This window comes from Streptomyces sp. NPDC057486 (assembly GCF_042802415.1).
GTDB lineage: Bacteria > Actinomycetota > Actinomycetes > Streptomycetales > Streptomycetaceae > Streptomyces > Streptomyces yanii.
The window spans coordinates 20,409-32,849 of the sequence record NZ_JBHVEE010000113.1 but is presented as its reverse complement, the minus strand read 5'-3'; the positions used below and the strand labels follow the sequence as shown (position 1 = coordinate 32,849).

The window sequence follows — 12,441 nt, the reverse complement described above, 5'->3', positions numbered from 1 at the left end:
CCGACCGGGCGCCCCGCCCCGCTTTTCTGCCCACGAGCGCCGGGCGGCCCGACGCGGAGTACCCGGTCGCCCCGGCCTATCGGAGCACAACCCGCCGCAACGACTTCGCCCGCCGCGCCACCTTGCGCACCGCTGCGTTCCGCGGCAGGAACGCGAACTGGGCGGGCACTCCACCCGGCAGCCCCAGCGAGGTGAGCCGCTTGCGCTTGAAGTAGCGCCAGGTCGTCGCCGTGAGGCGGGTGGAGAGATACCGCTCAGCGGCCGGCCGCAGCTCCGGATAGATCTTCGGCTGCATCGTGAACCCGACCGCGGTGATCAGCTCGTCCAGCTCGGCCGGTGCCACCGCCTTCGCCTCTGTGACCGCCTGCCGGTCGCCGAGGTCCGGCACCAGGGCGTCCACCAGCGTCACCGGAACCCGGTTGCTGTTCTCGAACGGCGACAGCCGGTCCAGCAGCATCTCCGTACCGACCCGGGCGACCGGCACACCGTAGAACGCGGACGCCGTGAGCAGCGCGGTCGAGAAGCAGCCGACGACCAGCGCCGGCCGCATCCGCCGGTACAGCACCTCGGCCAGCACCGGCGCGGTCAGCACCCCCGAGTCCAGCACGGTCAGCTCCGCGCCCAGCTTCTCGGCCTCCGTCTCCATGGCCCGCGACCACTGCGCCGGAGCCGTCGGGTGCGGCTTGAACACCAGCCGCGTGTGGCCGAGTTCGACCGCCCCGCGCATCATGCGCAGATGCAGTTCCTCCTCCTCCGTCGCGCTGATCAGCCCCAGCGCGGAGAGGTACTGGCCGAGCAGCAGAGCGGGCGCCTCCACGGACGGCACGCTCCCCACCACATCGTGGGCGTCGGCCAGTTCACCGAGCACCGTGAGGAACGCCTCGGTCGGCACGACCTCCGGCGCGACCCCGAACTCCGTGAGCAGCAGCGGCTTCAGTCCCGGCACGAGGTCGAGGTGGAGCAGCCGCCGCACCCGCGTGCCGGTCAGCGGGTCGATCTTGTTCCTGGTCGGGCCGTAGCTCATCAGCCCGTCCGCGTACACATCGATCGGTGCGCCGGTGAACATCTGGGCGATCGCCATGGCCGGGTTGACCTGGATCGACTCGATCGCGAGCTCGACGGTGTCGTCCCCTAGTCCCCATGCGAGGCGCAGATGACGCTCCCACAGCGGTACGTCGTCCGGACGCGGGGCCCAGCCGCTCGGGTGGAACGGGGCGATGGTCTCGTTCCACGACACCACGTCGTCGAACCGGCCGCGCAGCGCGTCGAACCCGGGCATCGCGTCGACGGCGGGTGTCGTCTCCGGAATCGCCGCATTGTTCGAGACGAGCAGGATGCGGCGGTCGGCGTCCGCGAAGGCGCCCGAGTCCAGCGCGGCCGCGAGGGTGGCGGCGCCGTAGAGGGTGGAGGCGAGGAAGATCTGCGTCGTACGGGTCCGGCTGCTGCTCATGCGGCCGCCACCTCCTTCGCGGCGACCGGGCGGCGACGCAGTCGGCGCAACAGGGTCGCGCGCTGTACGTCCATCGAGTCCAGGGCCTCGTCCAGCACGTCCTGCGGCATCCGCTTGAGTGCGGCCGCGCTCATCGATTTCAGGGCCCGGGCCACGGCGGGTTCGAATCTCTCCATGGAGCTCATGTGATGAAAAATGATTGCGCAGTAGGTGCGGACCGCTTTCGGCAGAAGGGCCCGCGCATCGCGGTCCTCCGCCGTTTCCCGTACCACTTGGTCAAATGAACGAATGAAATCGAGCTGGCGTACGTCACCGATCTGGGTCAGTGACGAAGCGACCCCGCGCCGGTAGAAAATCCCGAGAAATCCGAGTACCGCGAAGGAATCCGCCTCGCGGTGCAGCCGCCAGATCCACGGCCGGTCCTCGGCGGTGCGCAGACCGTCCGTGAAGTGCAGCAGTCCCCGGTCCAGGAGCCGGCGGTGGTAGAGGCCCGCCCAGGCGTACGGGTAGTCGACGGAGGTGGTCCGCGTGGCGGGCAGGATCGCGTTCCGCGGGTCCATGACCTCGTCGCGCCGACCGTGCGGCACGCGGTGCACCGTACGGGTCCTGCCGTCGACCTGCACATGGTCGGTACGGACGAAGTCGCAGCCCAGTGCCTCGGCCCGGGCCAGCAGCCCGGCGAAGTAACCGGGGGCCACCCAGTCGTCGCCGTCCAGGAAGGCGAGGTACTCGCCGCGGGCCGCGTCCAGGCCGGTGTTCCGGGCGGTGGCCAGCCCGCCGTTCTCCTTGTGTCTGCTGACGACCACCCCCGGAATCTCGTCCTCCGCGCGGCGCAGTATGTCCGCGGTCCCGTCGGTCGAACAGTCGTCGACGAGGATGAATTCGAAGTCCTCGCGGGCGTTGGCCCGCAGGCTTCTCAGGGTGTCGGGGGCGTATGTCTGCACGTTGTAGAACGGCACGATGACGGAGAGCTTAACCACCCGTCTCACGCTAGGCGGGCGCTCGTCATTTGCCCTGGCCCCAGGAGGGACGGCAGGTGAACGACGAATGTCGAAGCGATGAACCGGACCGAATCCATGGCGATCGAGGGCCTTTTGCGAAGCTGATTCGCCGAGCGTCGGCGGGCTGTTAACCATCTGTTGCCGTCACGTTGGGCCATGAATCGAAATGCCTTCCTAGCTTCTAGGACGTGCCCCCACGTACCAGCAAGACCACGGCGCTCCGGGTAGCCGTACTCGCCGACTCGGACACCCGGTGGAAATGGGGCGCGCTCACCGCGCGCCGCCTGACCACCGGGTCCCCGGACGCGCCCCGCGCGGCGGAACGGCCGGTCGAGATCAGCGGACTGCTCCTTCGCGGCCGGGCCACCCCGACCGCGCGCCAGCTCGCCGAAGTCGGTGACGTGGGGGTCGAGACCGGCCGGGTGCGCGAAGTGACGGCCGTCGAGTTCCTGCACACCGTGCGGGACGAGGGGTACGACGTCGTGGTCCTGGCCCTCGTCGGCGGCGCGGTCCAGGCGATGCTGCACGGCCTCGCCGCCCTGCGGCTGCCGGCCAGGCCCGTCGTCGTCACCGGCTACGTCGGTGTCGTCTACGAGAAGCTCGCCGACGGACTGCTGCTGCGGCACGGCGCGGACATCGTCCTCGCCAACTCCCGTCACGACGCCGAGCGTTTCCGCGCCGTGTACGAGGGAGTGGGCGCCGATGCCTCGGCCGTCACGGAGGCCGCACTGCCGTTCCTCGGCGGCGCCCCGCACCGGCCGCAGGAGGGCCGCGACACCGTGGTGTTCGCCGCCCAGCCCTCCGTACCGGCGTCCCGCGCCGACCGTACGTACCTGCTGCGCAGGCTCGTCGAGCACGCCAGGCTGCACCCGGACCGCGAGGTGCTGCTGAAGCTGCGCTCCAAGCCCGGCGAGCACACCACACACATCGAAGAGCTCCCGTACCAGCGGCTCGCGGAGAAGCTGCCCGGCGGACTGCCGCCCAACTTCCGTCTCGTGTACGGGCACATGGGCGAGGTCCTCGACCGCACCGACCTGCTGGTCACGGTCTCCTCGACCGCCGCGCTGGAGTCCCTGCACCGGCGCATCCCCACCGCGATCCTCAGCGACCTCGGCGTGCGCGAGGCCCTCGGCAACCACCACTTCATCGGCTCGGGCCTGCTCACCTCGTGGGACCGGCTCGACGGCGGCTCCCACCCGGAGCCCGACGAGACATGGCTGGCCGGCCAGGGCGTCGCCGCCGACGGCACCTACGACACGGCCTACGAAACCGCACGGGCCCGCGTCGACGCGCTGCTGGCCGCGTCCCGCCTGCCCGACCTCGCCCCGTACTACACGCCCGCCACCGCCTCCGGCTACCTGCCCGGCATCCTCGCCCGCCACCACCTGGCCCCCGACGGCCACCCGCTGCCCGGTGCCGCCGCGCCGCGCGAGACGGGCGGGGTGCGGGGCGCGGTCCGTGACGCGGTACGGGAAGCGGCACGCGGCGCGTACCGGCAGGGCGTCCAGCGGGTCGCCCCCGTGATCCGACGGATGGGCGAGCTGTGACAACGAATCCAGGAGCAGACATGACGCCGACCTCGACACCGAAGCCGAACCCGACCGTGCTCGCGGTGATCCCCGCCCGCGGCGGATCCAAGGGTGTCCCGGCCAAGAACCTCGCCCAGGTCGGCGGCATACCGCTGGTCGCCCGTGCGGTCCGCGCCTGCCTGTCCGTCCGTGAGGTCACGGACGTCGTCGTCACCACGGACGACGCGGCGATCGCGGAGGCGGCCCGGGCGGCGGGCGACGCGCTCGGCGCCACCGAGCGCGTGCACTGCGTCCAGCGCCCGCCGGCCATCGCGGGCGACACCGCGACCAGCGAGGCTGCGGTGCTGCACGCACTCGACGCGTACGAGGCGATGCACGAGCGCACCGCCGACGTGGTGCTGCTCGTCCAGTGCACCAGCCCGTTCGTCACCCGCGAGGACATCGACGGCGTGGCCGCCGCCGTCGCCCGCGACGGCGCCGACACGGCCGTCACCGTCGCCCCGTTCCACGGCTTCATCTGGCGCGACGGCAGCGCGGTCGAGGACGACACCTACGGCGTCAACCACGACAAGGCCGTCCGCCCTCGCCGCCAGGACCGGCCCCAGGACCTGCTGGAGACCGGCGCCGCCTACGCGATGGACGTCGAGGGCTTCCGTACCCACCGGCACCGCTTCTTCGGACACACCGCGCTGGTCACCACCGACCCCGCCCGGGTCCTGGAGATCGACGACCCGCACGACCTGGCCCGCGCCCGCGCCCTCGCACCGCTCCTGGACCCGTCACCGCTGCCGACCCGTGAGGACATCGACGCGGTCGTCCTCGACTTCGACGGCACGCAGACCGACGACCGGGTCCTGATCGACTCCGACGGACGCGAGATCGTCGCCGTCCACCGTGGAGACGGTCTGGGCATCGCCGCCCTGCGCAGGGCGGGCCTGGATCTTCTGATCCTCTCCACCGAGCAGAACCCGGTCGTCGCCGCCCGCGCCAACAAGCTCAAGATCCCCGTCCTGCACGGCATCGACCGCAAGGACCTCGCGCTCAAGCAGTGGTGCGACGAGCACGGCATCGCGCCCGAGCGGGTGCTCTACGTCGGCAACGACGTCAATGACCTGCCCTGCTTCGCCCTCGCCGGCTGGCCCGTCGCCGTAGCGAGCGCCCATGACTCGGTACGCGTCGCGGCGCGCGCCGTCACGACCACCCCCGGCGGCTTCGGCGCCATCCGCGAAATCGCGGCGTGGCTGCTCGGGCCCACCCTCACCGGCCACCTTTCCACCCCCACCAACCCCACCACCAAGTAAGGAAACACCCCCATGAGCACCTCCCGTCTGCGCACCCTCGGCACCCGCACCGCCGGTCCCGGCCGCCCCGTCTACATCACCGGCGAGATCGGCATCAACCACAACGGCGACCTCGACAACGCCCTCGCGCTGATCGACGTGGCCGCCGAGGCCGGCTGCGACGCCGTCAAGTTCCAGAAGCGCACCCCGGAGATCTGCACCCCGCGCGACCAGTGGGACATCGAGCGCGACACCCCCTGGGGCCGGATGACGTACATCGACTACCGCCACCGCGTCGAGTTCGGCGAGGCCGAGTACCGCGCCATCTCCGACCACTGCGCCGAGCGCGGCATCGACTGGTTCGCCTCCCCGTGGGACACCGAGGCCGTCGCCTTCCTGGAGAAGTTCGACGTCCCCGCCCACAAGGTCGCCTCCGCCTCCCTCACCGACGACGAGCTGCTCCGCTCGCTGCGCGCCACGGGCCGCACGATCATCCTCTCCACCGGCATGTCGACCCCGCGCCAGATCCGCCACGCGGTCGAGGTCCTCGGCTCGGACAACATCCTTCTCTGCCACGCCACGTCGACGTACCCCGCGAAGGCCGAGGAGCTGAACCTCCGCGTCATCAACACCCTCCAGCAGGAGTACCCGAACGTCCCGATCGGCTACAGCGGCCACGAGACCGGCCTGCAGACCACCCTCGCCGCCGTCGCCCTCGGCGCCGCGTTCGTCGAGCGCCACATCACTCTCGACCGGGCCATGTGGGGCTCCGACCAGGCCGCCTCCGTCGAGCCGCAGGGCCTGACCCGTCTGGTCCGCGACATCCGCACCATCGAGGCCTCCCTCGGTGACGGCGTCAAGAAGGTGTACGAGTCCGAGCTCGGCCCGATGAAGAAGCTCCGTCGCGTCGCGGGCGTCGTCGCCGAGAACGCCGAGGCGGCCCCGGCCGCCGAGCCGGTCGCGGTCTGACGGGCCGACCGGTGAACCTCGCCTTCGTCGAGAGCCCGGTCCAGCTCCTGAACGTCCTGGAGTGGGCCTTCACAGAGGGAGGCGACGACCATGTCCTGGCGGACATAACGGTCGTCGTCCTCCCCCCGGTCGACCCGATGTCGCGCGGCCAGCTGCGCCGGATGGCGGAGCTGGCTCGCGACGAGGGCATCAACGTCCGCTGGCAGGAGGCGCGCGGCGGGGCGGGCGCGCCACTGAAGACCCTCCGGGCCCTGACGGGACTGCTGCGCAGGGCGGACCGGATCGTGATCGGCGACCCGTTCTCCCGCTACGTGCAGCTCCTCCTGTCCATGGTCCGCACCCGTCGGCTCACGGTCGTCGACGACGGCACGGCCACGATGGAGTTCGTCGCCCAACTCGCCGGCGGTGAAAGGCTGGTGCGCTGGCACCGGCGGGGCAGCTCGGGCCCGCGCGACCTGATCCTGGCCCCGGTCACGGCCACCGCCCGCCGTCGCTTCACCCCGTCCTCGACCCGCGAGGTCGAGGTGTTCACGGCCATGCCGGTCGAGGCTCCGGCCGGTGTCACGGTCACGCCCAACACCTTCGCCTGGACCCGTGCCCGCTTCGGCCCGCCACTCCTCACCAAGGGCGCGGACCTGGTCGGCACATCCCTGGTCGAGACGGGCGTGGTCGACCATGCCCAGTACCTGGAGGCGGTCGCCGCCCTGGCCCGTACCCATGGCGCGACCCGCTACTTCGCGCACCGCCGTGAGTCCGCCGACAAACTCCACGCCCTGGAAGCCGCCACCGGCCTGGAGATCGTCCGCCCGGACCTCCCCCTGGAACTCATCGCCCGCCGCGGCCCGATCGGCCGCACGGTCCTGAGCTTCCCCTCCACGGTGGTCCACACACTGCCGCTGGCGCTGGCGGGCACGGAGGTCAAGGTCGCAGTCTGCGACATCGCCCCGGAGTGGCTGCGTGACACGGCGTCGCCACGTGCGCAGGGCTTCCTGAGCGGTGTCACGGAGACGGCCCGCGACGTACAGCGCCTCGCCCCGTGGCGGGCCACCGCGGTGACCGAGGCCTGAGCCCGTCCCTGCGAACGGCTGAGGCCGCCCGGGCGGACTGCCCGAGCGGCCTCGATTCACAGACGACGAGCGCGTTCGGGTTCGCTCCGTAGGAGGACGGGGGTCCGGCGCCGCTCGAAGCCGACGTCGTCGCCCTGCCCGGGCGTGCTTCCGCAACCGGTACAGGCCGTCGCGGCATGCCCATCGGGGACCCGTCTTCACGCCGGCCCTCGCCATGGACCTCGTACCGCGTTCGCACTCCGCTCGTCATGCCGGAGGTTGAAATCGTTGCGGTCCGGGCCGCCCTTCTCGGTGAACGTATTGGCTGCCCGGGCCCGCGCAAAAGGGCTGACGTCCGGGCATGCCTCGCCCGCCACCAGCCATGATCCACCGCGTTGGCGGCCTGCTTTCCGACGAGTCGCGCGCGGCAGTGTCAACAGCCGGAGTCAATCCGGTATATCCCTTCGGGGCCTCGTACGGAGCCATCGGTGACACGGGGAAGTCGGTCGCCGAAACGAAGGCGACTCGCTCATGAATGTGGCTACTCAAGTGGATGTCACTCGCCGTGACCCGCGTGGCGGGCTCGCGGGCGCACCTCACCGTTGATCGCGGTCCCCGGGGCGCACATGGTGCGGCATCGCAGCGGACTGACTCGCTCTCACCTCTCTTACGTGTAACAGCGATCGCCACTCCGGTATACGGCTCACCGGTCGCCCGTGCGGGCGCGCGCCGACCTCGGCACGTGGACACACGGCCCGCCGCCCGGGGCGGAAATCCGCCCAACCGCCCGTGAATTAAAGGCTGATGATCGACGGGATGTCGGAGCGCCGGTCGTGCGCGGCTTACTCCTCCGGGGCCACCCGTGTCAACGAAGCGGATAATTCCGGCGCGTGAATTCCCGACATTCCAATTCACCCGATTTTTCCGACTGTTGGAGCGGAGTCCTTGCCGTGAGGTATAAGTGGCCGGTTCTCCGCAGAGCGCGCGACGGATTTCGCGCGAGGAATGCCCCCCTCACGAAAGCCAGGACCCGCCCATGCCACCGTCCGAAGAGCCGAAGACGACCGACGAGCCGGAGTCGACCGACGAGCCGCAGCAGGCGGCGGAGTCGTCGGCGACCGCATTGACTGCGGAGGCCGAGGAGGCCGTCGGCACCGCTGCCGACGGCGGTGAACCGCGAGGAGCCGGAGGGGCAGAAGACGCCGAGGGTGGCGACGGGCCCGCGAAGAAGGAAAACAGGGGCGTCGACCGTCGCGGCCTCGCCGCCTGCGCCGCTCTGGTCGCCGCCTGTGCCGGTCTCGTCCTTTACGGCGTGCTCGACACCGAGGAGAAGCCCGAACGTCACGTTCCCACCGCCTCCGTGACCTACGAGGTGGACGGCGAAGGCACCGCCGATCTGACCTACCAGGCGCGCAGCGACTCCGGTACGGCCGTCGAGGTCAACAAGGTCGACCTGCCGTGGAAGAAGACGGTTGAAGTGCCGCTCGGCAAGCCGCCCATCGTGACCATCACGCTCGACGAGAAGGGCGGGCAGGCCAGTTGCCGACTCGCCATCCGCGGCAAGCACGTGCAGACCGCCACCGCGTTCGGCAAGTTCGGCCGCGCCACCTGCCAGGGCGAGCTGGCCGCGCCCGAGGCCACCGAGGACGCCGCGGTCCCGGCGAACACCCAGGGGGAGCAGTGAACCACTCCGGCCCCGGCCGTCAGGCCGTCCGTACCGCGCTCGCGGCCGCGGTCGTGCTCAGCGTGATCTCCCTGTCGGGCCGGCACGGACAGGCCGAACCGTCCGTGCAGGCCGCGGCGGCGTCCACCGTGCACAAGGGCGCCGTCCACACGGTCGCCGTGCCGGCCGACACCGACCCGAAGCAGCGGGCCCTGGCCGCCCGCTCGACCGAGCCGTTCAGCATGCTCGGCGTCACCTGGTCCGACCCCGAGGCCGCGCTCGACGGCACGGCGGAGATACGTACCCGGGACGCCGAGAGCGGAAAATGGTCCGCATGGCGTTCCCTCGAACTCGACGTCCATGTACCGGAGTCGGGGCCCGAGCGAACCAAGGAGGGCGTGCGCGGTGCGACCCAGCCCCTGTGGGTGGGCGCGTCCGACGGAGTGCAGGCGAGGATCCGAGGGTCGAAGCTGCCGGCCGGGCTCCGGGTCGACCTCGTCGACCCGGACGCCGGGACCAGCTCCCGTACGGGGACCGACGGGATGGAGAAGGCGGCTGCGCAGCAGGCCACCGCCGCCGCCCGGCCTCCCGTCACGTCGCGCGCCGGATGGGGCGCCGACGAGTCGCTGGTCGCCGACCCGCCCACGTACACGACCGACACGAAGGCCGTGTTCGTGCACCACACGGCCGGGACGAACGGCTACACCTGCGCCGAGTCCGCGTCGATCATCCGCGGCATCCTCACCTACCACGTGAAGAGCAACGGCTGGAACGACATCGGCTACAACTTCCTCGTCGACAAGTGCGGCACGATCTTCGAGGGACGTGCGGGCGGTCTCGACAAGCCCGTGTACGGCGCCCACACCTACGGCTTCAACACCGACACCAGCGGTGTCGCCGTGCTCGGCGACTACAACACCGCGACCTCCACGCCCGCCGTGCGTGACTCGATCGCCCGACTCGCCGCCTGGAAGCTCGGGTTGTACGGCGTCAACCCCGCCGGAACGATCGTGATGGCGGCCGGTGCCGACAACGGCAAGTTCACCGCGGGCCAGCTGGTGACGATGAACCGGATCTCCGGCCACCGCGACGGCTACCCGACCGAGTGCCCCGGCAACAATCTGTACGGTGACCTGCTCGCGATCCGCACGCTCGCCGCGTCGGAGAACTCGCCCGCCAAGGACGCCGACGTGAACGGGGACGGCCACGCCGACCTCGCCGCCGGCCTCCCGAAGGCGACCGCGAACAGCAGGGCCGGGGCCGGCCAGGTCAGCGTCGTACCGGGCGCGCCCGGCAACCCGTACGGCAGGAACAAGGTTGTCGTCACGCAGGAGTCCGAGGGGGTTCCCGGCGGGTCCGAGGCCGGGGACGGCTTCGGCTCCGCGACGGCGTACGGGGACCTCGACCACGACGGGTACACCGATCTCGTGGTCGCCTCACCCGGAGAGGAGGTCACCTCCGGTGCCACCGACGAGGGCGGCGTGAGCATCCTGCGCGGCGGCCCCGACGGGCTCACCGGGCAGGCCGGAATGATCAACGAGCCCACCGCGGTCCGCGCGAGCGGCGCCCGGTTCGGCGCCGAGCTCGCCACCGGCGACTTCGACGGGGACGGCGGCGACGACATCCTCGCCGTCGCGCCGGGCGCGGGCCGCGCCTGGACCGTCGACGGGGCCGACCGCGCGTTCTCCGCGCCGGCCGCCCTCTCGGACGGCCCCGTGCAGGACGCCTCCGTGGCGACCGGGGACTTCGACCACGACGGGTTCGAGGACGCGGCGATCGCCTTCCGTACGGCTGCCGGCGCGACGCCCCTCGTGGTGCTGCGCGGTTCGGCGACCGGGCTGCGGACCGGCGAACCCGCCGTGCTCGACGGGGCGGGTGGCCGTGCGCTGGCCGCCGGGGACATCGACGGCGACGGCTTCGCCGACCTGGCCGTGGGCCGCCCCGACGCAGCGGACGGCGGCGAGATCGCCACGTACCACGGCTCGGCGGACGGGCTCGCGACGACGGAAGCCGATGTCGTCGGCCGCGGCGCCCTCGAAACGGCCGGCACGGGCGGGGAGCTCGGTGCCTCCGTGGCGGTCGGGGACACCGACGGCGACGGGTACGCGGATGTACTCGCCGGCGCGCCCGGTGACGACTCGGGCGCCGGGAGGGCGTTCGTGCTGCGCGGCGGTGCGGACGGGCTGAGTGCGACCGGTGCTGTCGCGTACGTGGAGGGGGCGGCCGGACTGCCTGGCGCCGCCGAGGCCGGGGACCGGTTCGGGTCTGCCGTCACCGTCGCCGACTACACCGGCGACGGCGGGGCGGACCTCGCGTTCGGCGCGGAGGGCGAGAACGCGGGCGACGGGACCGTCGTGACGGTCGGCCCCGGCGCGGGCGCCGCCTACGGGCCCACCGCGCTCGGCTCCGTGACCGGGGCCGGAGCCGGCATCGGGGGCGAACTGGCCAGGTGAGTCACAGCGGACCGGGGCAACCGGTGACGCTGTCGTCGGCCGGTCGCCGAACAGCCCAGGCCCCCGGGTGACGGGGGGCCTGGGCGCGACCCGCTGCTTCGCGCACCGCCGTGAGAACCCCACGCCCTGGAAGCCGCCCCGATCGTCCGCGAGCCCTGGTGCGCGGCTGCGGAGCGCCGGGGAGTCCGCGTCCGGACTCTCCGCGCGCCGAACCACCTGACGCCACCCTGACTCGGAAGTGGCTCACGGCCAGGGTTTGTTGGGGGGAAGCCCCGATGGTGGGCAGGGGCGGCCGGGCGCGAGCATCGCAGCATGAGGATGCAGACGATGACGGTGCGTCAGGGCGGGACGGTAGGCAGGGCATTCATCGCGGGCCCGGCCCTGTTGGCCGGGTACGGAGTGGTGCGGCTGGCCGGTCGGGCGGTGAGCGATTACGGGCCCGGTGTGTGGTGGACGGTGGCGCATGTGCTGTCCCTGGCCGGACTGCTCGCGTTCGTGCGGGTGTTGCTGGGGTTGCGGAGGGCGGCAGGGGTGCGGGGCGGCAAGCAGGTCGCGGTCGAGGCGGCGACCTGGGCGGGGCTGCTCGGGGCGGCGGCGCTGGTGGTCCAGGCGGTGATCGACCTGGCGGTCGGGTTCCTCACCGTGGACAAGCCGGCCATGAGCGACATGTTCGGGAGGGTGCAGGACGTGCCCGGCGTGATGCCGCTCGTCTACACCGTGGTGCCGATGCTGTTCTGGCTCGGACTGCTGGCCCTCGTCACGCTGCTGGCCTTCCTCCGGCGGGACGTCGTCAAGGGCCGGGCCCCGGTGCTGGTGCTGGCCGGGATCGTGCTGGCGGCCATGAGCCTGGATCTGCTGGCGGTCGGTGCGGTGTGCCTCGGGACGGCGCTGCTGCCGATGCGCCGGGGGCTGCCCGAGGACGGCGAGCGGCTGGGCCGGCCTCAGGGACGACCGGGCGCGGCGCGCGGCGCGGAGCGGTCATTCTCCGAGACGGCGCAGTAGTCGACGGGGGCACCGGGACCAGCCCTCCTGCCCGCTGCCGCCCGCCCG

The 12,441-nt window shown here is 72.0% G+C and carries 9 protein-coding genes; 7 read left to right on the top strand and 2 right to left on the bottom strand.

Annotation, left to right across the window (positions count from 1 at the left end; all coding sequences use genetic code 11):
• Window positions 1-76 precede the first annotated feature (76 nt).
• Together ACFU6I_RS36225 and ACFU6I_RS36220 are read right to left on the bottom strand one after the other, a co-directional pair.
• Entirely contained in the window at window positions 77-1,450 is a 1,374-nt protein-coding gene (locus ACFU6I_RS36225; RefSeq protein WP_384374887.1) for a polysialyltransferase family glycosyltransferase, read from the bottom strand.
• Complete coding sequence (locus tag ACFU6I_RS36220; RefSeq protein WP_384374884.1) at window positions 1,447-2,430, bottom strand: glycosyltransferase family 2 protein; 984 nt, start codon at window positions 2,428-2,430, stop codon at window positions 1,447-1,449. The genes ACFU6I_RS36225 and ACFU6I_RS36220 overlap by 4 nt, the downstream gene beginning before the upstream one ends.
• Before the next feature lie 209 nt (window positions 2,431-2,639).
• Here ACFU6I_RS36220 and ACFU6I_RS36215 point away from each other — a divergent pair, with 209 nt between their 5' ends.
• The 7 genes from ACFU6I_RS36215 (at window position 2,640) to ACFU6I_RS36185 (ending at window position 12,393) form a co-directional block, all read left to right on the top strand.
• Window positions 2,640-3,998 (top strand): DUF6716 putative glycosyltransferase, encoded by a 1,359-nt coding sequence (locus ACFU6I_RS36215; protein ID WP_384374881.1) that lies wholly within the window; start codon window positions 2,640-2,642, stop codon window positions 3,996-3,998.
• A gap of 20 nt (window positions 3,999-4,018) precedes the next feature.
• Complete coding sequence (locus ACFU6I_RS36210) at window positions 4,019-5,281, top strand: cytidylyltransferase domain-containing protein (RefSeq protein ID WP_384374878.1); 1,263 nt, start codon at window positions 4,019-4,021, stop codon at window positions 5,279-5,281.
• 12 nt (window positions 5,282-5,293) lie between these two features.
• Entirely contained in the window at window positions 5,294-6,229 is a 936-nt protein-coding gene (locus ACFU6I_RS36205) for an N-acetylneuraminate synthase family protein (RefSeq protein ID WP_266982308.1), read from the top strand.
• A gap of 11 nt (window positions 6,230-6,240) precedes the next feature.
• Entirely contained in the window at window positions 6,241-7,296 is a 1,056-nt protein-coding gene (locus tag ACFU6I_RS36200; protein WP_384374875.1) for a hypothetical protein, read from the top strand.
• Between the two features lie 1,015 nt (window positions 7,297-8,311).
• Complete coding sequence (locus ACFU6I_RS36195; protein WP_384374872.1) at window positions 8,312-8,959, top strand: hypothetical protein; 648 nt, start codon at window positions 8,312-8,314, stop codon at window positions 8,957-8,959.
• A complete protein-coding gene (locus ACFU6I_RS36190) occupies window positions 8,956-11,391 on the top strand; it encodes an N-acetylmuramoyl-L-alanine amidase (RefSeq protein ID WP_384374869.1) in 2,436 nt (811 codons plus the stop codon). Before ACFU6I_RS36195 ends, ACFU6I_RS36190 begins: the two co-directional genes overlap by 4 nt.
• A gap of 312 nt (window positions 11,392-11,703) precedes the next feature.
• Entirely contained in the window at window positions 11,704-12,393 is a 690-nt protein-coding gene (locus ACFU6I_RS36185) for a hypothetical protein (RefSeq protein ID WP_384374866.1), read from the top strand.
• Window positions 12,394-12,441: the final 48 nt, after the last annotated feature.

Excerpts from the sequence above, each read along its gene's own strand:
- ACFU6I_RS36225 (WP_384374887.1), bottom strand. The coding sequence starts at position 1,450 with ATGAGCAGCAGCCGGACCCGTACGACGCAGATCTTCCTCGCCTCCACC.
- ACFU6I_RS36210 (WP_384374878.1), top strand. The coding sequence starts at position 4,019 with ATGACGCCGACCTCGACACCGAAGCCGAACCCGACCGTGCTCGCGGTG.
- ACFU6I_RS36205 (WP_266982308.1), top strand. The coding sequence starts at position 5,294 with ATGAGCACCTCCCGTCTGCGCACCCTCGGCACCCGCACCGCCGGTCCC.
- ACFU6I_RS36195 (WP_384374872.1), top strand. The coding sequence starts at position 8,312 with ATGCCACCGTCCGAAGAGCCGAAGACGACCGACGAGCCGGAGTCGACC.
- ACFU6I_RS36185 (WP_384374866.1), top strand. The coding sequence starts at position 11,704 with ATGAGGATGCAGACGATGACGGTGCGTCAGGGCGGGACGGTAGGCAGG.